This is a genomic window from Pseudomonas veronii, assembly GCF_001439695.1.
Taxonomy (GTDB): Bacteria; Pseudomonadota; Gammaproteobacteria; order Pseudomonadales; family Pseudomonadaceae; genus Aquipseudomonas; species Aquipseudomonas veronii.
Map to the genome: position 1 here is coordinate 105,979 of NZ_JYLL01000009.1, position 24,205 is coordinate 130,183.

23 protein-coding genes are annotated in these 24,205 nt (G+C 61.3%); 8 read left to right on the plus strand and 15 right to left on the minus strand.

The features are described 5' to 3' along the window. The first annotated feature begins 98 nt into the window (after window positions 1–98). The 4 genes from TU80_RS14220 (at window position 99) to pdxH (ending at window position 5,722) form a co-directional block, all read left to right on the plus strand. Window positions 99–2,396: a beta-galactosidase gene (locus tag TU80_RS14220; RefSeq protein ID WP_057004726.1), complete on the plus strand. Its 2,298-nt coding sequence runs from the start codon at window positions 99–101 to the stop codon at window positions 2,394–2,396. A gap of 82 nt (window positions 2,397–2,478) precedes the next feature. Further along, complete coding sequence (locus TU80_RS14225; RefSeq protein WP_057004727.1) at window positions 2,479–3,624, plus strand: serine hydrolase domain-containing protein; 1,146 nt, start codon at window positions 2,479–2,481, stop codon at window positions 3,622–3,624. A gap of 142 nt (window positions 3,625–3,766) precedes the next feature. Continuing rightward, on the plus strand, window positions 3,767–5,047 hold the full coding sequence (locus TU80_RS14230; RefSeq protein ID WP_057004728.1) for an OmpA family protein: 1,281 nt from the start codon (window positions 3,767–3,769) through the stop codon (window positions 5,045–5,047). 27 nt (window positions 5,048–5,074) lie between these two features. After that, entirely contained in the window at window positions 5,075–5,722 is a 648-nt protein-coding gene (gene pdxH, locus TU80_RS14235; protein ID WP_046384443.1) for a pyridoxamine 5'-phosphate oxidase, read from the plus strand. 54 nt (window positions 5,723–5,776) lie between these two features. On the opposite strand, the gene TU80_RS14240 is transcribed toward pdxH, so the two are convergent. Beyond that, complete coding sequence (locus TU80_RS14240) at window positions 5,777–6,019, minus strand: hypothetical protein (RefSeq protein WP_017844787.1); 243 nt, start codon at window positions 6,017–6,019, stop codon at window positions 5,777–5,779. A gap of 157 nt (window positions 6,020–6,176) precedes the next feature. Between TU80_RS14240 and TU80_RS14245 the strand changes: the two genes are divergently transcribed. Beyond that, a complete protein-coding gene (locus TU80_RS14245; RefSeq protein WP_003189251.1) occupies window positions 6,177–6,641 on the plus strand; it encodes an outer membrane lipoprotein in 465 nt (154 codons plus the stop codon). A gap of 76 nt (window positions 6,642–6,717) precedes the next feature. On the opposite strand, the gene nhaA is transcribed toward TU80_RS14245, so the two are convergent. Next, on the minus strand, window positions 6,718–7,893 hold the full coding sequence (nhaA, locus tag TU80_RS14250; protein ID WP_057004729.1) for a Na+/H+ antiporter NhaA: 1,176 nt from the start codon (window positions 7,891–7,893) through the stop codon (window positions 6,718–6,720). 215 nt (window positions 7,894–8,108) lie between these two features. Here nhaA and TU80_RS14255 point away from each other — a divergent pair, with 215 nt between their 5' ends. Next, entirely contained in the window at window positions 8,109–9,203 is a 1,095-nt protein-coding gene (locus tag TU80_RS14255; RefSeq protein WP_057004730.1) for a PLP-dependent cysteine synthase family protein, read from the plus strand. Between the two features lie 58 nt (window positions 9,204–9,261). On the opposite strand, the gene TU80_RS14260 is transcribed toward TU80_RS14255, so the two are convergent. The 3 genes from TU80_RS14260 to TU80_RS14270 form a co-directional block, all read right to left on the minus strand. Continuing rightward, the gene (locus TU80_RS14260) at window positions 9,262–10,875 is read right to left on the minus strand and encodes an NAD(P)/FAD-dependent oxidoreductase (protein WP_046384441.1); all 1,614 of its coding nucleotides are present in this window, start codon (window positions 10,873–10,875) and stop codon (window positions 9,262–9,264) included. A gap of 106 nt (window positions 10,876–10,981) precedes the next feature. After that, complete coding sequence (locus tag TU80_RS14265; RefSeq protein ID WP_057004731.1) at window positions 10,982–11,653, minus strand: COG3650 family protein; 672 nt, start codon at window positions 11,651–11,653, stop codon at window positions 10,982–10,984. Window positions 11,654–11,749: 96 nt separating this feature from the next. After that, window positions 11,750–12,349 carry a short chain dehydrogenase gene (locus TU80_RS14270; RefSeq protein ID WP_057004732.1) on the minus strand — a complete coding sequence of 200 codons (600 nt, stop codon included), beginning with the start codon at window positions 12,347–12,349 and terminating at the stop codon, window positions 11,750–11,752. Window positions 12,350–12,453: 104 nt separating this feature from the next. On the opposite strand from TU80_RS14270, the gene TU80_RS14275 reads away from it, so the two are divergent. Continuing rightward, window positions 12,454–13,362, plus strand: coding sequence for a LysR family transcriptional regulator (locus tag TU80_RS14275; RefSeq protein WP_017844793.1), 909 nt, complete (start codon window positions 12,454–12,456; stop codon window positions 13,360–13,362). Here the strand turns inward: TU80_RS14275 and TU80_RS14280 are convergent. From TU80_RS14280 to TU80_RS14320, 9 genes are all read right to left on the minus strand, one after another. Beyond that, window positions 13,359–13,844: a DoxX family protein gene (locus tag TU80_RS14280; protein WP_046384439.1), complete on the minus strand. Its 486-nt coding sequence runs from the start codon at window positions 13,842–13,844 to the stop codon at window positions 13,359–13,361. The genes TU80_RS14275 and TU80_RS14280 overlap by 4 nt on opposite strands. Continuing rightward, window positions 13,841–14,617 carry an HvfC/BufC N-terminal domain-containing protein gene (locus TU80_RS14285; RefSeq protein WP_057004733.1) on the minus strand — a complete coding sequence of 259 codons (777 nt, stop codon included), beginning with the start codon at window positions 14,615–14,617 and terminating at the stop codon, window positions 13,841–13,843. Before TU80_RS14285 ends, TU80_RS14280 begins: the two co-directional genes overlap by 4 nt. After that, complete coding sequence (bufB, locus tag TU80_RS14290; RefSeq protein ID WP_046384437.1) at window positions 14,614–15,492, minus strand: MNIO family bufferin maturase; 879 nt, start codon at window positions 15,490–15,492, stop codon at window positions 14,614–14,616. The genes TU80_RS14285 and bufB overlap by 4 nt, the downstream gene beginning before the upstream one ends. 23 nt (window positions 15,493–15,515) lie before the next feature. After that, window positions 15,516–15,821 carry a BufA1 family periplasmic bufferin-type metallophore gene (gene bufA1 / locus TU80_RS14295; RefSeq protein WP_017844797.1) on the minus strand — a complete coding sequence of 102 codons (306 nt, stop codon included), beginning with the start codon at window positions 15,819–15,821 and terminating at the stop codon, window positions 15,516–15,518. A 226-nt stretch (window positions 15,822–16,047) separates the two neighbouring features. Further along, a complete protein-coding gene (locus tag TU80_RS14300; protein WP_017844798.1) occupies window positions 16,048–16,749 on the minus strand; it encodes an ABC transporter ATP-binding protein in 702 nt (233 codons plus the stop codon). A gap of 1 nt (window position 16,750) precedes the next feature. Further along, complete coding sequence (gene livG / locus TU80_RS14305) at window positions 16,751–17,518, minus strand: high-affinity branched-chain amino acid ABC transporter ATP-binding protein LivG (protein ID WP_012722652.1); 768 nt, start codon at window positions 17,516–17,518, stop codon at window positions 16,751–16,753. Continuing rightward, window positions 17,515–18,768, minus strand: a complete 1,254-nt coding sequence (locus tag TU80_RS14310; protein ID WP_017844800.1) for a high-affinity branched-chain amino acid ABC transporter permease LivM — start codon at window positions 18,766–18,768, stop codon at window positions 17,515–17,517. The genes livG and TU80_RS14310 overlap by 4 nt, the downstream gene beginning before the upstream one ends. After that, the gene (gene livH, locus TU80_RS14315) at window positions 18,765–19,688 is read right to left on the minus strand and encodes a high-affinity branched-chain amino acid ABC transporter permease LivH (RefSeq protein ID WP_003231100.1); all 924 of its coding nucleotides are present in this window, start codon (window positions 19,686–19,688) and stop codon (window positions 18,765–18,767) included. Before livH ends, TU80_RS14310 begins: the two co-directional genes overlap by 4 nt. A gap of 228 nt (window positions 19,689–19,916) precedes the next feature. Beyond that, complete coding sequence (locus TU80_RS14320; RefSeq protein WP_017844801.1) at window positions 19,917–21,044, minus strand: branched-chain amino acid ABC transporter substrate-binding protein; 1,128 nt, start codon at window positions 21,042–21,044, stop codon at window positions 19,917–19,919. Window positions 21,045–21,385: 341 nt separating this feature from the next. Here TU80_RS14320 and TU80_RS14325 point away from each other — a divergent pair, with 341 nt between their 5' ends. Next, on the plus strand, window positions 21,386–21,688 hold the full coding sequence (locus TU80_RS14325) for a DUF2288 domain-containing protein (RefSeq protein WP_017844802.1): 303 nt from the start codon (window positions 21,386–21,388) through the stop codon (window positions 21,686–21,688). A gap of 221 nt (window positions 21,689–21,909) precedes the next feature. On the opposite strand, the gene TU80_RS14330 is transcribed toward TU80_RS14325, so the two are convergent. Further along, entirely contained in the window at window positions 21,910–24,087 is a 2,178-nt protein-coding gene (locus TU80_RS14330; protein ID WP_057004734.1) for a hypothetical protein, read from the minus strand. Between the last annotated feature and the right edge of the window lie 118 nt (window positions 24,088–24,205).

The following is a 24,205-nucleotide window of genomic DNA, read 5'->3' on the forward strand; positions in this document are numbered from 1 at the left end:
GCCACAGTGGGCAAAATCGCCCACTTCGTGGTCTATCTCACTGCCATCGCATTATGTCATCAGGCCATTTATCGGCCGTTTGGGAGAACCTTGCTCGTATGATTCGCACGCTGCCCGCCCTTTTTGCCCTGCTGTTCGCTGCGCCACTGCTGGCCGCGCCCGCCGGGCAACAAACGTTGTTCAACTTCGTCCGACCTGCCGATGTGGTCAAAGTCGCGACCCAGGACGCCAGCCTGCCGCAATACAACGCCGAACAAACCCCTGAAGGCGAGGTGCTGCGCCGCATCACCTTCAACCCTGCCGCCGAACCGAGCCTGGTGCTCAGCCCGCAGACCGGCGCCTGGGACTGGTCGCAATCCAGCGCCATCAGCCTGCGTATCCAGAGTGCCATGGACTGGGCGCTGACCCTGTACGTCAAGGTGCAGAGCAACGACGGCAAGACCCTGGTCAGCCGCATCGACCTGCCGGCCGGTCCGGCCCAGACCCTGCTGATCCCGCTGCAAGCCAACTCGCCATTGAGCCAGGGCATGAAGGCCGGCCCGCCGATGCCGATCAGCGTCGACGGCCCGCGCGTGTTACTGGCCAGCAGCGCCGGAGACATCGACCGCAGCCAGGTGGTGTCGGTGACCCTGTCGATGATCAAACCGAATGTCGCCCAAAGTATTCTGCTGGAACGCTTTGGCGTGCAGGACAGCGAGCCGGTGCTGAAGGCGGCCTACAGCGAACTGGTGGATGCCTATGGCCAGTCCACCCGTGCGCGCTGGCCGGAAAAGGTCAGCAGCGACGAGCAACTCAAGGCCGCCGCCATCAAGGAGCAGCAACAGCTCAAGGCTTGGCTGGCCGAGCGGGATAAATCCTCCCTGGACCAGTACGGCGGTTGGAACAAAGGCCCGGCGTTCGACGCCAGCGGCTTTTTCCGCACCGAGAAGCGCGATGGTCGTTGGTATCTGGTGACGCCGGAGGGGCATCCGTTCTATTCCCTGGGCGTCAACACCGTGGCTTCGGATAACAACCAGACCTACGTGGCGGGCCGTGAATGGATGTTCGCGGCGCTGCCCAAGGCCGGGGAACCCTTTGACAAGTACTACGGCAGCGGCGACAACCGCACCGGTAACGGCGCCGGCGAAGGGCGTAGCTTTGGCGCCGGGCGTTGGTACGATTTCTACCGCGCCAACCTGCAGCGCACGTATGACACTGACGGTTTCGACCAGAAGCGCTGGGTCAGCCACACCCTCGACCGCCTGCAGGCCTGGGGTTTCAACACCGTCGGCAACTGGAGCGCTGCACAACTGGCCAGTGCGGACCGCGTGCCGTACACCTTGCCGCTGTCGATCGTCGGCGATTACGCCAGCATCAGCACCGGCACCGACTGGTGGGGCGGCATGCCCGACCCGTTCGACCCGCGTTTCGCCATGGCCACCGAGCGCGCCGTGGCCATCGCTGCCCGCGATCATCGTGACGATCCTTGGCTGATCGGTTTTTTTGCCGATAACGAACTGGCCTGGGCCGGTCCCGGTGACGATGCAAAATCCCGTTACGCCCTGGCCTACGGCACCCTGCGCATGACCACCGATGTACCGGCCAAGCGCGCGTTCCTCAAGCAACTGCGCGACAAATACCGTAACGAAGAAGGCCTGTCGAAAGCTTGGGGCATCCACCTGGCGGGCTGGGAACTGATGGAAGACCCGGGCTTCGAACCGCCGATGCCCAACCCTGAGCACCCGGAAATCGAAGCCGACTTCAAACACTTCCAGAAGACCTTCGCCGATACGTACTTCAAGACCATCTCCGATGCACTCAAATGGCACGCGCCCAACCAGTTGCTGCTGGGCGGGCGTTACGCGGTGAGTACTCCGGAGGCGGTGGCGTCCTGTGCGCAGTATTGCGACGTGTTGAGCTTCAACATGTACACGCTCAAACCCCAGGACGGCTATGACTTCGCCGCCTTGCGCGCGTTGGACAAGCCGGTGTTGATCACCGAATTCAACTTCGGCTCGGCAGACCGCGGCCCGTTCTGGGGCGGTGTGACCCAGTTGGCCAAGGAAGAAGATCGCGGCGCGGCGTATGCCAACTTCCTCAAGCAGGCCATGGCCGAGCCGTCGATTGTCGGCGTTCACTGGTTCCAGTACCTGGACCAGCCCGTGACCGGGCGTCTGCTGGACGGCGAAAACGGCCACTTCGGTCTGGTCGGCATTACCGATGTGCCGTTCCAGGGCTTTGTCGACAGCGTGCGTCGAAGCAACCTGGCGGCGGTCGACCAACTGGGCAAGGAAGCCGAAAAGGCCAAGGCGGCCCGCGCGGTTCGCGAGCATGAAGGCAGCAAGCCCGGGCATGACGGTAAAGGTGCGGGGCAGGGCGCCGGACACACCGGTGGGCATGCCGGAAATGGTCATTGATTGAGTGTTGACGGGTTCACAAATCCTACAAGGGCTGGAACAATGTCGGCCACTTTTTACAGCGTTTTCCGAGGGGGCTTAGGTGCAGGTTCAGGGGCATTACGAACTCCAGTTCGAAGCGGTACGTGAAGCGTTCGTCGCGTTGTTCGATGACCCGCAGGAACGTGGTGCGGCGCTGTGCATCCAGATCGGCGGGGAAGCCGTGGTCGACCTGTGGGCCGGCACCGCCGACAAGGACGGGGCACAGGCCTGGCACAGCGACACCATCGTCAACCTGTTCTCCTGCACCAAGACTTTCACCGCCGTTGCGGCCCTGCAATTGGTGGCCGAAGGCAAGCTGCAACTGGATGCGCCAGTGGCCAACTACTGGCCGGCATTTGCCGCGGCCGGTAAAGAAGCGATCACCTTGCGCCAGTTGCTCTGCCACCAGGCCGGGTTGCCGGCGATCCGCGAGATGCTGCCCACCGAAGCGCTGTACGACTGGTCGTTGATGGTCGACACCTTGGCCGCCGAAGCGCCGTGGTGGACGCCGGGCCAAGGCCACGGCTACGAAGCGATCACCTATGGCTGGCTGGTCGGGGAATTGCTGCGCCGTGCCGACGGGCGTGGGCCGGGCGAATCCATCGTGGCGCGGGTTGCACGCCCGTTGGGGCTGGATTTTCATGTGGGCCTGGCGGACGAAGAATTTTATCGCGTGGCCCATGTAGCGCGCGGCAAAGGCAACATGGGCGATGAAGCCGCGCAACGTTTACTGCAAGTAATGATGCGTGAACCCACGGCCATGACGACGCGGGCATTTGCCAATCCGCCGTCTATTCTGACCAGCACTAATAAACCCGAATGGCGGCGTATGCAGCAGCCAGCGGCAAACGGTCACGGTAATGCGCGTAGCCTGGCGGGTTTTTATAGTGGTTTATTGGACGGTAGTTTGCTGGAAAGCGACATGCTCGAACAATTGACCCGTGAACACAGTATCGGGCCCGATAAAACCTTATTGACCCAAACCCGTTTCGGCCTGGGCTGCATGTTGGATCAACCGCAATTGCCGAACGCGACCTTCGGCCTTGGCCCGCGTGCATTTGGACATCCTGGTGCGGGCGGTTCGCTGGGGTTTGCCGACCCCGAACATGATGTAGCGTTCGGTTTTGTGACTAATACGCTGGGGCCCTACGTACTTATGGACCCACGTGCACAGAAGTTGGTCAGAATATTGGCCGGTTGTCTGTAAACCCCTTGCTGTTTCACGTTTTTTTGTTACAAATGCAAGTATAAGAAGACGCTGAGCAAAATATTGTAACTTTAATGTTCTGGAAGCGTCTGTTTAACGGGTCATTCAGACCCTCGGTTTTTTCTCATTTTGTGGATATCTCATGTTATCGAACAAGTCCTTGGCACTGGCGCTGTGCCTATCTATTACTGGCTGCGCACAAACACCACAAAATGATGCCGAAGGCGGGCATTGGTGGTCATTTGGATCTGACAAGGCTGCTACCAAGGACGCAGTGAGCCAAACCGACGCCAAGCCGGACGCCAAGCCGGACGCCAAACCCGCCGCGGGCGCCAAACCTGCCGCACCGGTAGCCGCTGCTGCCAGCGCCAAGCCGGCTGCACCGGTAGCTGCCGCAGCTGGCGCCAAGCCGGCTGCACCGGTAGCTGCCGCTGCTGGCGCCAAGCCTGCCGCACCGGTAGTCGCCGCTCCTGCGCCAGCCCCGGTGGCCAAAGCGGATACCGGCTCCAGCTGGTGGCCGTTCTCCTCCAAGAGCGCCGACGAAAAGGCCGCCGATGCCAAGGCTGACCTGAAGGCCGACCTCAAGGCCGCCACCCCGGCGCCAGCCGCTGCTCCTGCCGCCCCCGCCGTGGCCAAGACCGACTCCGAGACTCACTGGTGGTGGCCGTTCGAAAGCACGTCCAAGCCTAAGCCATTGGCCAAGGTCGACGTGACCAACGTGCCGATGCCCGACCCGAAAATCACCCAGGCCTGGCTGGACGACTATGAGCCGCGCCTGCGCGCCGCGATCAAGGACAGCAACCTGCAACTGGAACGTCGCGACAACGTACTGGTGGTGATTGCCCCGGTAGACGGTTCCTACAACCCGAAACGCCCGGCGATGTTGCTGCCGGTCACCCTGGGCCCGTTCACTCGCGTCGCCAAGGCTGTTGAAGCCGACCCGAAGACCGCCGTACTGGTCCTCGGTCACGTTGATGCCACCGGCGCGGCCCCGGCGAGCCAGGCGCTGACCAAAGAACGCGCGCAATCCATCGCATCGATTTTCAGCCTCAGCGGCCTCAAGCAAGACCGTCTGATGCTGCGTGGCATGGGCGACATGATGCCGCGTGCTGCCAACGACAGCACCCAAGGCCGTGCGCTGAACCGTCGCATGGAAATTATGTTTACTCAGCGTACAACTATGTTGGCCTTGCTGAGCAAGTACAACTCGGGCAAGACCCTGCCTGTGGCTGAAATGGTTGCCGTGCAGGACGTTCCCGCGCCGGCACCGGTCGCAAAAGCCCCGGCGAAAAAGGCTGGCGCGAAGAAATCCGCCGCCAAGCCAGCCGCGAAAAAGGCCCCGGCCAAGGCAGCTGCCAAGAAACCCGCAGCGGCCAAAGCCAAGGCCGCTGCACCGGCTGCGAACGACCAGGCAAAAAACTGATCCGCTGAACCAGAAGGATAAAGTCGCATGACCCAGGCATTGGCTGATATGCGCCGTGACTACACACGGGATGGTTTGAGCGAGGCCCAGGCCCCGAGCGAGCCGTTTGCCTTGTTCCATCAGTGGTTCGGCGATGCGGTGAAAACCGAGCAGCCGCCGGTGGAGGCCAATGCCATGACCCTTGCCACGGTCGACGAGGACGGTCGCCCGCACTGTCGCATCCTGCTGCTCAAGGGCCTGGATGCGCAGGGCTTTACCTTCTTCACCAACTATGAGAGCGCCAAGGGCGATCAGCTTGCGGCGCGGCCCTTCGCGGCCATGACCTTTTTCTGGCCGACCCTGGAGCGTCAGGTACGCATCGAGGGTCGGGTGGTCAAGGTCACGCCGGAAGAGTCGGATGCCTATTTCCAGGTGCGCCCCTTGGGCAGCCGCCTGGGTGCCTGGGCTTCCCCGCAGAGCAAGGTGATCCGTGACCGCGAAGAGTTGCACGATTTGCTCAAGGTCACCGAACAGCGGTTCAGCGACACTCAGCCGCACTGCCCCGAGCACTGGGGCGGCTATCGCTTGTTGCCCGAGCGCATCGAGTTCTGGCAAGGCCGCGCCAGCCGCCTGCATGACCGCCTGAACTACCGCTTGCATGGGGCCGACTGGACCCGTGAGCGCCTGGCGCCCTGATCGTCGTCTTGCGTCACCCTTTCTGACTGTTGCCCGTCACCCCGAAGCCTCTGTTCAAGAGGCCTCGGGCGTGTACTGCTGCGCCGCGTTTTTCAACCAGTCCGGCAGCTCGCGGCGGTTGATCTTCAGGGTGCGGGCTTTTTCCAGTTGTTGCAGCATGAAGGCCCGCTTGTGCAGGTCGTTGCCCGCCAGGGATAGCGCCAGGTCGCGGTCGATCCAGCGGCGGATGCGCAGGTATAACCAGCCATGGAAATACAAGCCGGCTACGGTCGTGACTATAATGATGAAATAATCCATGAGCGTCCTGTTTACGAGATGAGAGCTACCGTTTGTCGTCTGTTTTGGTGCTGGCACTCTGTACTAGGGCTGAATGAAAGCAATTTTCTGCGGAGCTTGCCGTGACAGGCGTCAAGCGGCCGCGTCTAATGAACACCTGTCCTTTGGAGTTGATGCTATGCGTAAGTCCGTTTTACTAGTTGCCTGCTTTACTACCCTGTCGTTGTTGTTGGGTGGCTGCGCCTCGAGTCTGACCGGCGACTCATACTCCCGTGACGAAGCGCGTCGCGTGCAGACCGTTCGCATGGGGACCATTGAATCCCTGCGTCCGGTGAAAATCGAAGGCACCAAGACCCCAATCGGCGGTGCGGCCGGTGCCGTCATTGGCGGCGTGGGCGGCAGCGCCATCGGTGGCGGCCGTGGCAGTATCGTGACCGCCGTGATCGGCGCTGTCGCCGGCGGCCTGTTGGGTTCGGCCACCGAAGAAGGCCTGACCCGCACCCAGGGCGTGGAAATCACCGTTCGCGAAGACGACGGCAGCATGCGCGCCTACGTGCAGGCCGTGCAGGAAAATGAAATCTTCCGCATCGGTGATCGCGTTCGCATCATGACCGTTGATGGTACCAGCCGCGTGACTCGCTAAGCGTTAAGCCGCGAGCAAAGAAAAACCCCAGCCGGGTGACCGGCTGGGGTTTTTTGTGCGCGGTGTTTTGTGCGAGTCAGGCTTTCTTGCGACTCGCCATCGCCGTCACCGCATAACCGATACACGCCGCGAGTATCGACCCGGTCAGAATCCCCATTCGATCTTCCCCGGCAAATTCGCTGGCGCCCGGCACGAACGCCAGAGAGCCGACAAACAGGCTCATGGTGAAGCCGATCCCGCACAGGATCGCTACGCCGAACACCTGGCCCCAGCTGGCGCCGCTGGGCAGCGCGGCGAGGCCGGTCTTGATGGCGAGCCAGGTCAGGCCGAACACGCCGATGGTCTTGCCGATCAGCAGGCCGAGGGCGATGCCCAGCGGTACGTGGTGGGTGAAGCTCTCGAGGCTGACCCCGCTCAGGGACACGCCGGCGTTGGCGAACGCGAACAGCGGCAGGATGCCATAGGCCACCCATGGATGCAGGGCATGTTCGAGCGTCAACAGCGGCGAGGGTTCGGCGTTTTTGGTACGCATCGGGATGCAGAACGCTAGCGTCACGCCGGCCAAGGTGGCATGCACGCCGCTTTTCAGTACGCAGACCCACAGGATCAGGCCGATGATCAGGTACGGCCCGAGCTTGATCACGCCCAGGCGGTTCATGGCAATCAAGGCGATCAAGCAGGCGCCCGCGCCCGCCAGGGCGGCGCCGGACAGGTCGCTGGAATAGAACACGGCGATCACGATGATCGCGCCCAGGTCATCGATGATGGCCAGGGTCATCAGGAACAGTTTCAGCGACACCGGCACGCGCTTGCCGAGCAGCGCCAGGACGCCCAATGCGAAGGCGATATCGGTGGCCATGGGGATCGCCCAGCCGGAAAGCGCCGCCGGGTAATCCTTGTTGATTGCCCAGTAGATCAATGCCGGCACGACCATGCCGCCGATCGCTGCGGCGCCTGGCAGGACGACTTGCGAAGGCTTGGACAGGTGGCCGTCGAGCAGCTCGCGCTTGACCTCCAGGCCGATCAGCAGAAAGAACAGGGCCATCAGGCCATCGTTGATCCACAACAACGCGGGCTTGGCGATCTTCAGCGCGCCAATCTGCGCTACCACGGGCACGTCGAGGAACGCGCTGTAGAGGTGCGACAACGGTGAGTTGTTGACGATCAGCGCCAACGCGGCTGCGGCGATCAACAACAGACCGCTGGCGGCTTCCAGCTGGAAGAAACGGGTGAACGTGCTACGCAGAGCCAAGGGGTGCTCTCCAATCCAGATTCAATAGATGCGTACCCTAACCCGTACCGTTAGTTGTTAAAACAAAAGTTATATTCTTATTTGTTATAAGAAGGGGGCGCGCTCGGAGTTGGGGCGGAGCCTAGCAATTGTGTGTCCGATTGAGTCGTTACTGTATCTGTGTGTGGTGTAGGAAACATCCTAAGATTGAGACTGAAATCCTTAGAGATCCTCTCATGAGCGACCACCGTCCCTGGGCCCGCGAAGCCATTCGTATCATTGAAGCAGACTTCCAGCGCAGCGCCGACACCCACCTGATCCCTTTGGCGCTGCCCGGCTTACCGGGTATCGAGTTGTACTTCAAGGATGAGTCCAGCCACCCCACCGGCAGCCTCAAACACCGGCTGGCGCGCTCGCTGTTCCTGTATGCGCTGTGCAATGGCTGGCTGAAGCCGGGAGCGCCGGTGATCGAAGCCTCCAGCGGTTCGACGGCGATCTCCGAAGCCTACTTCGCGCGCTTGCTCGGCCTGCCGTTTATCGCCGTGATGCCGGCCACCACCTCCCAGGAAAAGATCGCCCAGATCGGCTTCTATGGCGGCAAGAGCCATCTGGTACAAGATCCGACGCAGATCTACGCCGAATCCGAACGCCTGGCGCAGGAAAGCGGTGGTCACTTCATGGACCAGTTCACCTACGCCGAACGCGCCACCGACTGGCGGGCGAACAACAATATCGCCGAGTCGATCTTCCAGCAGATGCGCTTCGAGCGTCATCCGGAGCCGAGCTGGTTGATTTCCAGCCCCGGCACGGGCGGCACCACTGCGACCCTGGGACGCTATGTGCGTTATCGCCAGCATTGCACCCGCGTGTTGTGTGCCGATGCCGAGCGCTCGGTGTTCTTTGACTACTACCTGAGCGGCGATGCCGGCTTGCGCCTGGAGTGCGGCTCGCGGATTGAAGGTATTGGCCGACCGCGGGTCGAAGCGTCGTTTTTGCCCAAGGTCATCGATGCGATGGTCAAGGTGCCGGACGCGCTGTCGCTGGCGGCCATGCATTACCTAGCCGAGCGGTTGGGTCGGCGGGTCGGCGGCTCCAGCGGGACCAACCTGATCGGTGCGCTGATGGCGGCGCAGCAGATGAAAGCGGCGGGGGAGTCGGGGTCGATCGTGGCGATCTTGTGTGACGGGGGCGAGCGGTATGCCACTACCTATTACGATCAGGCGTGGCTGGCGGGGCAGGGGTATGAACTGCAGGGCTTGATAGCCGCGGTGGCGGCCAGCGTCGAGCGCGGTGAGCCACTGCCCGACGACATCCTGCGCGCGAATATCTGACACGCTACAAAAACCAATGTGGGAGCGGCCGCGCTCCCACCTTTGGACGGCGCTGTTTTCAGGCCTCGATACCCAACATATCCCGCGCCAACGCCTCGGCAATCCGAATGCCGTCGACTCCCGCCGACAGAATCCCACCGGCATAACCCGCGCCTTCGCCGGCCGGGAACAGGCCTTTGACGTTCAGGCTCTGCATCGATTCGTTACGGGTAATCCGCAACGGCGATGAGGTGCGCGTTTCGATCCCGGTCAAGACGGCATCGTGCAACGAGTAGCCCTTGATCTGCTTCTCGAACGCCGGCAAGGCTTCACGGATCGCTTCGATGGCGAAGTCCGGCAGTGCCAGGGCCAGATCGCCCATGGACACCCCAGGTTTGTAGGACGGTTCCACGCTGCCGATGGCCGTGGACGGCTTGCCGGCGATGAAATCGCCGACCAGTTGCGCCGGGGCTTCGTAATTGCTGCCGCCGAGGATGTAGGCGTGGGATTCCAGGCGCTCCTGCAGCTCGATGCCGGCCAGCGGGCCGCCCGGGTAATCGACCTCAGGCGTGATGCCGACGACGATGCCGGAGTTGGCGTTGCGCTCGTTGCGCGAGTACTGGCTCATGCCGTTGGTCACCACGCGATGCGGCTCGGACGTCGCGGCCACCACGGTGCCGCCGGGGCACATGCAGAAGCTGTAGACCGAACGGCCATTCTTGGCGTGGTGTACCAGTTTGTAGTCGGCCGCGCCGAGTTTCGGATGCCCGGCGTATTTGCCCAGGCGCGCGGCGTCGATCAGCGACTGTGGGTGTTCGATACGGAAACCCACGGAAAACGGCTTGGCTTCCATGTACACGCCACGGCCGTGGAGCATACGGAAGGTGTCGCGGGCGCTGTGGCCGAGGGCGAGGATCACGTGCTTGGAGAGGATCTGCTCGCCGCCGTCGATGACCACGCCGTTCAGTTGACCGTCTTCGATCAATACGTCGGTCACCCGTTGCTCGAAGCGCACTTCACCGCCCAGGGCGATGATTTGCTCGCGCATGTTTTCCACCACGCCGGTCAGGCGGAACGTACCGATGTGCGGCTTGCTGACGTAGAGGATTTCTTCCGGCGCGCCGGCCTTGACGAACTCGTGCAGCACTTTGCGCCCGTGGAATTTCGGGTCTTTGATCTGGCTGTAGAGCTTGCCATCGGAAAAGGTCCCTGCGCCGCCCTCACCGAACTGCACGTTGGACTCCGGGTTGAGCACGCTTTTGCGCCACAGGCCCCAGGTGTCCTTGGTGCGCTGGCGCACTTCCTTGCCGCGTTCGAGGATGATCGGCTTGAAGCCCATCTGCGCCAGCAGCAGCCCGGCGAAAATCCCGCACGGGCCAAAACCGACGACGATCGGACGTTCAACCAGATCCGCGGGCGCCTGGCCCACCACCTTGTAGCTGACGTCCGGCGCCGGGTTGATGTTGCGGTCGTCGGCAAACTTGAGCAGCAGGGCGGCTTCACCCTTCACGTTCACGTCGACGGTGTAGATGAAGCACAGCTCCGACGATTTCTTGCGGGCGTCGTAGCTGCGCTTGAACAGGGTGAAATCGAGCAGGTCATCACTGGCGATGCCCAGGCGCTGCACGATGGCGGGCCGCAGGTCTTCTTCGGGATGGTCGATGGGCAGCTTGAGTTCGGTGATTCGTAACATGACAGGATCCGGTGTGCGGCGTTTGGTGGGGCCGGCGGTTTTGCAAACCGGCGATTATAAGCCCCAACGGCAGGTTCCCGTCATGTTAAAACAGCGCGGGCCCGAATCAATCGTCGCGCGAACCGCCGAAAGCCGCGCAGCCACGCTGGACTTGACCGTTGACCCGCAACTCGGCGGTCATGTGTTGCAGGCTGCCGCTGGCACTGTCGACACAGCGCTGCGGGGCCACCCACAGTTCGATGTGCTGGTTATTGGCTTCGGTCATCAGGTTGAAACGCCCGTCACCCAGTTGTTCCTCGACATAGGGAACCGGCAGCGGTGGCTGGCCTTCGCGCTCCAGCACCATGCCCTTGGCGGTGACGTTCAGCGTCCAGGCCGGTTTGTGGCCGTTGGCGCGCAGGATCGTGCGCTTGAAGTCGGGATCATCGCAGGCCGAGATCGAGCGCTCGACGCGGTACAGCTGTTGCAGCTCCACTTCGCCCTGGGTGCCGGCGGCGACGCCGGAGAACTTGCCGCGCAGGTCGGCAAACAGTGCGCCTTGCTGGCCGGCCAGGGAAGCGGCTTCCTGCAGGATGCTGGTGCCGCCGGTGTCCTTGACCACGTAGTTGCGCTGGTCGTGGCACGGTTGGAACAACAGCTTGCCGGCGACTGCCGTGAGCTCGCCCTGCATGCGGGTCAGCCCGGCAGTGGACGGTTTGGCCGGCTCGCTTTCGAACAACTGGCAGGCGGTGAACAAGGGGAGCAAGGCAAACAGCATGAGGGTACGGGCGGCACGCATTATCGGGTCTCCTGACAAGTGCCGCCACGTTACGCAGGCTGGCGGTGCATCACAAGCCCACGCGCCAGCTTCAGGCATTTCTTACAGCTTTGGCGTTCAACCTACGATAAAGGTTTGGCCGGTCTGCAAGCCCTCGACGCTTTTCGCGTAGGCCAGTGCCACATCGGCGCCCGCAGCCGGTTTGTACCCGCGAAAGTACGGTGCATAGCTGCCCATGGCTTCCAGCAGCACTGTCGGGCTTACGGAATTGACGCGCAGGCCCCGTGGCAATTCGATTGCCGCGGCTTTCACAAATGCATCCAGTGCGCCATTGACCAGTGCCGCCGAGGCGCCGGTGCGAATCGGGTCGCGGTTGAGGATGCCGCTGGTAAGGGTGAACGAGGCGCCGTCGTTGGCGTACTCGCGGCCGATCAGCAGCAGGTTGACCTGGCCCATCAGTTTGTCGCGCAGGCCCAGTTCGAAATCGGTTTCGCTCATCTCACCCAGCGCGACGAAATTCACACTGCCGGCGGCGCAGACCAAGGCATCGAACCGGCCGGTCTGCTCGAACAGCCGACGGATCGAGGCGCTGTCGCTGATATCCACCTGGAAGTCGCCGCCGCTGCGACCAATGCTGATCACCTCGTGACGCTGCGCCAGTTCCGCCTTGACCGCCGAGCCCACGGTGCCGCTGGCACCAATCAATAGGATTTTCATCGTGCTGTTTCTCCAGTGGGTAAGTGAGGGTTCAGTCTAGTGTGGCTTTTCAAGTGGATAAACGCGCTAATAGGCAACCTTTGGTTTTCAAATGGAAACAATCCATGAGCGAGATGGATGACCTGGCGGCGTTTGCCGTACTGATCGAGGCCGGCAGTTTCACCGTGGCGGCTGAGCAACTGGGTTGCAGCAAAGGGCAACTGTCCAAGCGCATCAGCCAGCTGGAGGCGGGGTACTCGGTGGTGTTGCTGCATCGCACCACGCGCAAGCTCAGCCTGACCGCGGCCGGCGCTGCGTTGTTGCCCCAGGCGCAGGCGTTGGTGGCGCAGGTCGAACGGGCACGTCAGGCGCTGGCCCGGCTCAAGGACGACTTGGCCGGGCCGGTGCGTATGACGGTTCCGGTGTCGTTGGGCGAAACCTTCTTCGACGGCTTGTTGCTGGAGTTTTCCGAGCACTACCCGCAGGTGCAGATCGAACTGGAGCTGAACAACAGCTACCGCGACCTGGCGCGGGATGGCTTCGACCTGGGGGTACGCTCGGGCGCCATCGAAAATCAGCGCCTGGTGGCCAAGCCGTTGTTGGCCTGGCACGAGATGACCTGTGCCAGCCCGGCCTACCTGGAGCAGCACGGCGAACCGCTGACCCCAGCCGATCTGGCGTCCCACACCTGCCTGCTGAACAGCCACTACAGCGGCCGCGAAGAGTGGCTGTACCACCAACAGCACGAGCTGCTACGCGTGCGGGTGAGCGGGACCTTCGCCTCCAATCACTACAACCTGTTGAAAAAGGCCGCCCTGGTGGGCGCTGGTATTGCGCGGCTGCCTTCCTACGTTTTACCGGCGGAACTGGCTGACGGCCGATTGCGCTGGCTGCTGCGGGATTATCAGACGCGGAGCCTGCCGATGTACCTGGTGCATCCCTATCAGGGCGGCTTGCCGCGACGCACCCAGGTGTTGGCCGACTACCTGGTGGACTGGTTCAAGCGCAGCGGCGAAGCCCTCGACCGACTCTAGCGATAGCGGCGGGCGATCAGGTGGTCGACGGAAAGGCGACCCGGGCCTTTGGCCACTAACAGCAGTAGGACGGCCAGCCAGGTGCCGTGGGTCGGGTAGGCATCGGGGTACACGAACAGTTGAATGGTCAGGGTCATGCCGATCAACGCCAGGGCCGAGAAGCGTGTGGCCAAGCCCAGCAGGATCAGCACCGGGAAGAAGTGTTCGGCAAATGCCGCCATGTGCGCGGCCACTTCCGGTGACAGCCAGGGCAGCTTGTATTCGCTGCGAAACAGCGGCAGCGTCGAGGCGGCGAGGCGCGGCTCGCCCAGTTGGAAGGTGCCGCTGATCAAGTCGATGGCAAAGCCTTCGACTTTGGTTTGCCCGGACTTCCAGAACACCGCCGCGATGGAGAAGCGTGCGAGAAAGGCGATCAAGCTGTAGGGGATTTTTTCGAAAAGCTGGATGGCCCGGTTGATCAGGCACGTTGATCGAGGGTTCATGGCGATACCTTGTGTTCCAGAGACAGATGAGTGATGGCGGCTTGGTTGATCAGCAGCGCCAGGCATTGGTGCAGGTCGAACTCGGCTGAGGCCTCGAGTGCGTGCGCGAGCGCCTTCTCCAGCACCGCGCCCTGGTTCAGGCTGTCGATAAACGCCACCGAGCCGCTGTCGATGGCGAACACCTTGACCTCCAGGCCCCGGCGCAACACGAGGGCGCCCTGGGCATGCCAGGGATTCAACGTGGCAATCGCGCCCTCGGTCTGGTGCGCCGCCCATACCGCGACGACGGCGTAGCGCGAGTCCAGCGTGGCCAGGGATGGGTGCAGTTGCAGGTGCAATGTGCCCAGCTCGGTGTGCGTTTGCAGTTGCTGCAGAACAGCCTGCGGTTCCAGCGCGAGGGCATCCGCCGCGTGATAGGCACGGACCCGCAAGCGTTCCAGGCGTGCTACATCCGCCAGGTAAGGCACGCTCGCGGCCGGTTCAAAGCCCTGGATAAAACCGGAAAATGTCGCGCCGTATTCGCTGATCAATGGGCTTGCCGGTGGGGACGCCTGTACATAACAGCCGGCCATGGCGCGGAAAAACTCATCGCCCACCAGTTGCAACGTCACCGGGTAAGCGGTCGCCAGCGCGTTGATCAACGAGCCGTGGACATTGTTGCGATACACCGCAAAACGGCTGGCCGGGTCGGCGCCGTTGCTGCTGAACAGGCCGGCCGGGCAGGCTTGGTCCGACGCCAGCAGGGCGGCGGCAAAGTCTTCGAGAAGGCTCATGGGCGGCCCCGCGACAAGTGCCGTTCGGCCTGCTGTGCCTCGGCCAGCAGCACGCTGAAGGCCGGTACCTGGTTATCCCTTTCGATCAGCGTGGCCACCGGGCCGGTACGCGCGAGCACGTGTTCGTACAACTGCCAGACGGCGTTATCGATGGGCGCGCCGTGATCATCGATCAGCAGGCGCTCGCCCAGGCTGTCGGTGTCTTCGGCAAAGCCTGCCAGATGAATCTCAGCCACGGCGTGCAAGGGCAGCGCGTCGATGTAGGTCAACGGATCGCGCTGATGATTGATGCACGACACATAGACGTTATTCACGTCCAGCAGCAGGCCGCAGCCGGTGCGGCGGATGATTTCGCCGATGAAGTCCGTTTCGTCGAGCGTCGAGCGCTGGAACTGCAGGTAGGTCGACGGGTTCTCCAGCAGCATTGGCCGCTTGAGGGTGCTCTGAACCTGATCAACGTGTTCGCACACTCGATTGAGGGCGGCGACATCGTAGGCCAGGGGCAGCAAGTCGTTGAAAAACACCGGGCCGTGGGTCGACCAGGCCAGGTGCTCGGAAAAGGCCTGGGGTTGATAGCGCTCGATCAGTGTTGCCAGCCGTGCCAGGTGCTCACGGTTCAGCGGGTTTTCGCCGCCGATGGACAGGCCCACGCCGTGCAGCGACAGCGGGTACTGCGCGCGAATCAAACCCAGGTAGTGATGAAACGGGCCGCCGGCCACCATGTAGTTTTCGGCGTGCACTTCAAAAAAACCGATATCGGGGCAGGTGTCGAGCACTTCGGTGAAGTGCTCGTTTTTCAGCCCCAGCCCGGCCCGCAGGGGGAGGCCGGGCACCTGAGCCGCTGAGGGCGTTTGCAGGAACGAAAGCGTCATCATCAGTACTCAGGCTGCGGGCTGCTTCAGGACTTGGCGGTAAAGGCCGCTTCCTGGCCGAAGCCAGTCGACGAGGTGGTGCTTGGGGTTTGGGTGCAGGTGCCGGCCGGGACCAGTTTCCAGGCGTTGGCCTGATCCTTGGTTTTGGACGTGCCGGCGCAGGAAGTGCCAGCGCCAGCGGCGCAATCGTTCTTGCCGGCTTCGGCGACGCCGAAGCATTTCTGCATGTCGTCGGCCGCGTGGGCGCTGGTGCTCAAGGCGGACAGGCTCAGGGCGGAACTCAGGGCGAGGACGAGGGAAGCAGCGGACAGTGAACGGTGTTTAACGGTCATGGTGTATCTCCAGCAGTGGAATGAGTCGGCGGGCATGATTGCCTGCTTGTACCACTAGAGGCTGGACGCTGGAATTCGTTACAAGCCGTTTGAAAAAAAATTCAGCGATCACCCGAAACAAATGTGGGAGGGGGCTTGCCCCCGATGACGGTATATCAGTCACATGTTCTGTGCCTGACATGGCGCCATCGGGGGCAAGCCCCCTCCCACATTTAGCAACCGGGTGTTAACCGCCGAGGTACGCCTCACGCACCTTCGGATCGGTCAGCAACTGTTCACCCGTGCCCTGCATCACCACCCGGCCGTTTTCCAGCACATAGGCACGGTCGGCGATTTTCAGCGCCTGGTTGGCGTTCTGTTCGACCAGGAACACCGTCACACCGTCCTTGCGCAGCTGTTCGATGATGTCGAAGATCTGCTGGATGATGATCGGCGCCAGGCCCAGGGAAGGTTCGTCGAGCAGCAACAGCTTGGGTTTGCTCATCAGCGCGCGACCGATGGCGAGCATTTGCTGCTCGCCGCCGGACATGGTGCCACCGCGCTGGCTGAAGCGTTCCTTGAGCCTGGGGAACAGGTGCAGCACCTTGTCCATTTGCTCCTGGTAGTCGCCCTTGTCGGTGAAGAACCCGCCCATGGCCAGGTTCTCTTCGACGGTCAGGCGCGAAAACACCCGTCGGCCTTCCGGCACCACGGCAATGCTTTTACGCATGATGTGCGACGACTGCTGGCCCACCAGCTCTTCACCCATGTAGCGGATGCTGCCGCTGTGGGCCTGCGGCGAACCGCACAAGGTCATCAGCAAGGTCGACTTGCCGGCACCGTTGGCGCCGATCAGCGTGACGATCTCACCCTGGCGCACTTCGACGTTGACGCTGTGCAGGGCCTGGATCTTTCCGTAGAAAGTGGAAACGTTTTCGAATTGCAGCATTTTACGCTTCCCCCAGATAGGCTTTGATCACTTCAGGATTGTCGCGGATCTGCTCCGGCGTACCGTCGGCCAGGGGCGTGCCCTGGTTGATCACCACGATGTGGTCAGAAATGCTCATGACCAGTTTCATGTCGTGTTCGATCAACAGCACCGTGGCGTTGTTTTCCTCACGCAACACGCCGATCAGCGCCTTGAGGTCTTCGGTTTCCTTGGGGTTCAAACCGGCGGCCGGTTCGTCGAGCATCAGGATCCGCGGGCGGGTCATCATGCAGCGGGCGATTTCCAGGCGACGTTGCTGCCCATAGGCCAGGGTGCCGGCGGGGCGGTTGGCGAACTCGGTGAGGTTGACCTTGTCCAGCCAATACTCCGCGTATTCCATGGCCTCGCGCTCGCTCTTGCGGAACGCCGGGGTCTTGAACAAGCCAGCGAAGAAGTTGGTGTTCAAGTGACGGTGCTGAGCGATCAGCAGGTTCTCGACCGCCGTCATGTCCTTGAACAACCGCACGTTCTGGAAGGTCCGCACCACGCCCTTGCGGGCGATCTCGTGACCGGCCAGGCCCTGGATCGGCTGGCCGTCGAGCAGGATGCTGCCACCGCTGGGCTTGTAGAAACCGGTGAGGCAGTTGAACACCGTGGTCTTGCCGGCGCCGTTGGGGCCGATCAGCGCAACCACTTGTTTTTCCTTCACGGTCAGGGCCACGCCATTGACCGCCAGCAAGCCGCCGAAGCGCATGCTCAAGTTTTCGACTTTCAGGATCTCGCGGCTCATTTGCGCAGCTCCATGTGTGGACGTTGCATGGGCAGCAGGCCTTGAGGACGCCAGATCATCATCAGCACCATCATGGCGCCGAACATCAACATGCGGTATTCGCTGAACTCACGCATCATTTCCGGCAGCAGGATCATCACGATCGCCGCGAGAATCACGCCCAACTGCGAGCCCATGCCACCCAGTACCACGATGGCGAGGATGATCGCCGACTCGATAAAGGTGAACGACTCCGGCGTCACCAGGCCTTGGCGAGCGGCGAAGAAGCTACCGGCAAAACCGGCGAACGCGGCGCCCAGGGTGAACGCGGACAGCTTGATGATGGTCGGGTTCAGGCCTAGGGCCCGGCAGGCGATTTCATCTTCGCGCAGCGCTTCCCACGCACGGCCGATCGGCATGCGCAGCAGGCGGTTGATCACGAACAGTGCGGCCAGGGCCAGCAACAGCGCCACCAGGTACAGGAACACCACTTTGCTCACCGGGTTGTAGGCAATCCCGAAGTACTCGTGGAAGGTCTGCATGCCTTCGGCCGCAGAGCGCTCGAACGACAGCCCGAAGAAGGTCGGCTTGGGAATGCTGCTGATGCCGTTGGGGCCACCGGTGATGTCGGTCAGGTTACGCAGGAACAGTCGGATGATTTCCCCGAAGCCCAGGGTCACGATGGCCAGGTAGTCGCCGCGCAGACGCAGCACCGGGAAGCCCAGCAGGAAGCCGAACGTCGCCGCCGCCATGCCGGCCAGGGGCAGGCAGATCCAGAAGCTCCAGCCCAGGTAGTGCGAGAGCAGCGCATAGGTGTAGGCGCCCACGGCGTAGAAACCCACATAACCCAGGTCGAGCAGGCCGGCCAGACCGACCACGATGTTCAGGCCCAGGCCCAGCAACACGTAGATCAGGATCAGGGTGGCGATGTCGACCGCACCGCGCGAGCCGAAGAACGGCCAGATCAGCGCGGCCACGATCAGGCCGATGATGATGTAGCGCTGGGTGCGCGGCAGGGTCAGGAATTGGCTGACCTTGGGCGATACCAGCGGGCCACGGTTGCCCTTGAACAACGCGCCGACCTGCCGGGTGAACAGCACGCGCAGGAACATCAGCACCGAACACAGGGCAATGATGGTCAGGGTCACGGGACCGGTGCCATGCACTTCCAGGTTGATGCCGACAATGCTCAGCTTGAGGCCGAGTACCGGGAACGCCACGGCCCACACCAACAGGGCGCTGAAAAACGCCGATTTAAGATATCTGCTCATACTTTCTCAACCTCCGGACGGCCCAAAATGCCGGTCGGACGGAACAACAGCACCAGAACCAACAGGCCGAACGCCACGACGTCCTTGTACTGGTCGCCGAAGATATCGGCGCCAAACGCTTCGGCCACCCCCAGCACCAGCCCGCCGAGCATCGCGCCCGGAATGCTGCCGATGCCGCCCAATACCGCTGCGGTAAAGGCCTTGAGGCCGACCAGGAAACCGGCGTTGGGGTTGATCACGCCGTACTGCATGCTCAAAAGCACGGCCGCGACGGCCGCCAGCGCGGCACCGATGACGAAGGTCAGGGCGATGATGTTGTTGGTGTTGATGCCCAGCAGGTTGGCCATCTTGATGTCTTCGGCGCAGGCCCGGCAGGCGCGCCCCAGACGGGAGCGGGAAATGAACAGGGTCAGGCCCAGCATGGCCACCAGGGTGACGACGAAGACCAGGATCTGCATGTACGAAATCAGCACTTCTTGTGCGCCGCCTGGGCCGAAGGAGAAGCTCCCCGGGATCAGGTTGGGAATGGACTTGTCCTTGGAGTCCTGGGACAGCAATACGGTGTTCTGCAGGAAAATCGACATGCCGATGGCGGAAATCAGCGGGATCAAACGGTTGCTGCCACGCAAGGGACGATAGGCAACCCGTTCGATACTGTAGCCATAGGCACTGGTTACGACGATCGACGCCAGGAACGCGGCGGTCATCAACAACGGCAGGGAGTGGATCCCCATCATGGCCAGCCCGGCAAGGGCAATGAAGGCCACGTAGGAACCAATCATGTAGACCTCGCCATGGGCGAAGTTGATCATTCCAATGATGCCGTAAACCATTGTGTAGCCAATGGCTATCAAGGCATAGGTGCTGCCAATGGTCAGGCCATTAACCAGCTGTTGGAAAAAATGATAGATCTCAGGCATTACAACGCTCCTAAAAACCCGATACGCATTTCACTGGTGGAGTCATGTTCCGGCCCTGCGCTGTGTTCTGTGAGCACATTTGCGCAAAGCGTTTGCCAGCGAACCGCTGGTGACGGTTTTAAGATTTTCAGGTGAGCCAGCGCCCGGATCGCGGGTGACAGGCCCATAAACCTCGTAAAACAAAGCCCACTGCTCTCACAGTGGGCTTGTTGACCAGTAACGCCTGGCTTACTGAGGGGAAACTTCGGTTTTCGGTTTGCCGAAGTGCCACTCGTAGACCACGAACTTGAAGTCCTTCAGGTCGCCCTTGGCGTCGAAGCTCAGATCGCCGGTAGGGGTCTTGAAGGTGCCCGCGTGGATGGCTTCGGCCACTTTGGCGGTGTCTTCGCTTTTCGCGGCTTTGATACCACCGGCGATGACTTCAATGGCCGAGTAGGCCGGGAACACGAACGGACCGGTTGGGTCCTGCTTGTTCTTGGCGAACTCTTCAACGATGGCTTTGTTGGCCGGGTCGGTGTCGAAGGATTTCGGCAGGGTCACCAGCAGGCCTTCGGAAGCGCCCTGGGCGATTTGCGAGATGGAGTCGTTGCCGACGCCTTCTGGGCCCATGAACTTGGCGTTCAGGCCTTTTTCCTTGGCTTGGCGCAGGATCAGGCCCAGCTCAGGGTGGTAGCCGCCGTAGTAGACGAAGTCGACGTTGGCTTGCTTGAGTTTCTGGATGATCGAGGAGAAGTCCTTGTCACCGGCGTTCAGGCCTTCGAAGACGGCAACCTTGGTGCCTTTCTTCTCGAGGGTCTGTTTAACGGCAGTGGCGATGCCTTCACCGTATTGTTGCTTGTCGTGCAGCACGGCAACGATCTTCGGCTTCACGTGGTCGGCGATGTAGTTGCCGGCCGCCGGGCCTTGGGCGCTGTCCAGGCCGATGGTGCGGAAAATCAGCTTGTAGCCACGGGCGGTGATTTCCGGGCTGGTGGCTGCCGGGGTAATCATGATCACGCCTTCGTCTTCATAAATGTCGGACGCGGGCTGAGTGGAGCTGGAGCACAGGTGACCGACCACGAACTTGACGCCGTCGTTGACCACTTTGTTGGCGACGGCCACGGCTTGCTTGGGATCGCAGGCGTCGTCGTATTCCTTGGCTTCGAGCATTTTGCCATCGACGCCGCCCTTGGCGTTGATGTCGGCGATCGCTTGCTTGGCACCCATGAACTGCATGTCGCCATATTGCGTGACAGGACCGGTTTTAGGCCCGGCGATGCCGATCTTGATGGTGTCGGCTGCGAACGAATGGCTGGCAACCCCGGCCAGGACCATAGCGGCAAACAGTTTGGAAATCTGCTTAGTAGCCTTATTCATAGTGCTCCACTCTTACTGTTGTCTTTTTTATAGTTCTAGCGGCCTTGTGAGCTGCAGAACCGGATCAGATATCTTGAATATCCCCCCGGCAGTGCCCTGGCAACTGTACCGGTACAGTGTAGAGCGCCGGTTGATCGCTTGAAAAGCTGGCTGCTGGGGGCAATACCCGGGCGTGTCGCTTAAATGAAAGAAAAAGACAGAATTGCGCCGGGACGCTGCCGCAGTGGCGGACAATCCGTGGCTTTCCTGACGCTTTCAATCGTTCACTCATTTGCAACTGGGTTTTTCTACGAGAGACACGACGTTATGATTGCGCCGATTTTTTCCCAAGGTGAATCCCCATGACGCAAGAACCTAGCACCCTCTATGCCAAGCTGCTCGGTGAAACCGCCGAAATCTCCTGGAAGGAGCTCGAACCGTTCTTTGCCAAGGGTGCCCTATTGTGGGTCGACGCCGGCCTGGATTTGATCGAGGCGGCCGAAGGCATGGCCGAGGATCAGCGCGATAAAGTCGCTGCCTGGCTGGCCTCGGGGAGCCTGGGCGAAGTGTCTGCGACGCGGGCATTGGACCTGCTGGAGCGTGATCCGAGCCTGTGGGCGGTGGTGGTTTCGCCGTGGATTCTGATCCAGGAAAGGGCAGCGTAAGAAAAGCCTGCGCGAAAATGGTGCATGGTTTGCGCCGCTGCAAGTGTGTAGCGGAGTAACCGCTGATGCGGTGATGGCATCTTGCCGTGGAGAAAGGTCACAGCCGAGGGTGACGTGCGCGTCACGGGAACAGTTTTGCCGACGGCGAAATGCCCGGGGAATTGTTTCTTGGTGTTAGCAGATCGCTGTGGCGAGGGAGCGTGCTCCCTCGCCACAGACAACTAGGCGGTTTTGCCGGTATGGTTGTTCAACGAAATAATCTTAGTCTTGCCGATCCGATGACGGTAAATCTCACGCAAGTACTTGATCGCCTTCTTCACGCAATCCCGTGACAGGCGAATGTCATTGATCGAGACAAACTTATCTTTGTCATTGATCAACTCACGGTACTTCTTCTCATACATCGGCTTGATCGCGTACCAGTTGGTGTCGAGGATCTTCGCCGGGTTTTCAAACTCATTGAGCAGTTCGTCGATACGCTCTTCGTCGAAATCCTCGTGGATGATGAAGTCCAGGATCGAGTTGTCCAGCGTGTCGTCGAAACGGTACGGGTTGCGCGCAAAGCAGCGTTTGATGAACGCCACGATCAGCGTCAGGAAGTCATCCGACAGGCACGGGCTCTTGGCGATCAGGGTGGTCAGCGACAGGTTGGCCGACGCGCCGATCACCAGGGCGTAGCGCTTGAGCGTGGTGTTGGGGAACAGGCTGTTGAGGTGGGTCTTGAGGCGGTTCAGGTCCATGTAGGACAGTTTGTAGTCCTTGGGCAGCGACACGATCGACACCACCGACGAGCAGTTCTTGAAGAAGTGCAGGTCGTGCAGCGCCGCCGCGTCATAGCCGGAGTTCTTGTACTGCTCCAGGGAGGCCTTGTAGCGCTTGGACTCGATCGGCAGCAGGCTGATGCCTTCGATGGCCTGGGTGACTTTGTTGAAGTGCGGCAGGTCGATGGAGCGGAAGAACAGGTCGTCGATGTTCAGGCGCTGCGGCTCTTTGTCGAACACCTTGAACTTGTCACCCGACGGCGCCGGGGTTTCCGGGACCACCGATTCGGCGTAGGCAATCGCCACCGGGCCGGCCAGGCTCATGAACAGGTCGTTGGCATCCAGGCGGATGGTTTCGCCGATGTCGATACCGGCGCGACGGAAGTAGTTCTGGTCGTAGTCGGTGGTGACCGCCTGGGCGGTAAGAATGTTGAAGATCTGTTGCGAGATATACTGGTTGGCGTGCTTTTCCATGGCATTGACATCAATGTTCTGGATATTGCCGTCATCGCTCTCTTCGGCGTAACGCATGATGTCGTTGGAGATCAGCATCATCGCGTTCCACGGGCGGATACGGCCCTTGACGCTGGCTTCGCTGCTGTCTTCATTGGCGAAGTTGTACGAGAAATCCCATTCTTCCGACAGATACTTGCAGAGCAGCCGCCCGGCGTTGATGTGCAGCGCCTCGGACATTTCGCTGCGGTGGTCGGAGATGTTCGGCAGCACGCAGATGCCGCTGGTGAAGATCGGTTCGAAAACGAAGGCGTGGCCGCTTTTGCTGTCGTGCTCGTCGGCCGGCTTGGTGTCGAACGTCTTGTTCATGTACGAATGCTGTTGGGCCAGGCCGAACTCCGACGCCATGCCCGAGCCGGTGCCGCCGCCGGCGCTGAAGATCGAGAAATACAGGCGCGACTGGTTGGCCTTGATGCCGCAGGAGTCGATCAGGTACGAATGGATCATCTTCCAGTCGGGGCTGGAAAAACGCTGGGTGTCTTTATTGAGGATGATCTTGGCCAGGTACTGGCCGAGGATCGGCGCGTTACCGGCGCCACCGGCATGGACTTCCGAGAGGTCCATGATTTTCATCTTGCTGTAATCGCGCAGGAAGCCGCTTTTTTCGCCCTTGCGCGAGAATCGGATGCGCCCGGCGATGTCTTTGTCCAGGTCGCCCAGCATCACCAGCGGCTCCACCAGGAACACCGGTTTGCTGGCCTTGCCGACGCCCAGGCGCAGGTTGTTGCGAATCCATTGGGCGGGGCTGTAGCCCTTGTCTGTCGACTTGTCTTCGGTACTGAATTCGTTGAGGTAGAACTTGCGTGCGTTATAGACCAGCTCGGCCACGTCCAGCGCAATGTTCGAACCGCAGCGGCCCAGGCCGATCAGGCACACCGAGGGGAATTCCTGTTCGCTGCGCGGCTCGCCATCGACTTCCTGATGGGGCAGGCGCGGGAACACCATGTCGCGCAGGCCGTCGAGGTTGTCGAGGATGCGGTCGGTATTGGTCTCGGTGAAGTACAGGTATTGCTGGGTCGCCAGTGGAGGGGGGCTGCTCAATGACTTCGAACCTGAAGGTTTTTCCGCAGGAGCTGTCGGCAACACATCGGAGACCACGGTGGCAGAGTTATTTTTAGAAGTCATTGTGCGCCATGTACCTGGGCGGATGGCTGTGAAATGTTAAAAAGCCATCACTGAGTGGGAGTTCGCGACTTTACAGTGCGTCCGGGTCCGGGGCGATAGGTTTAACCCTAGCGTTTCA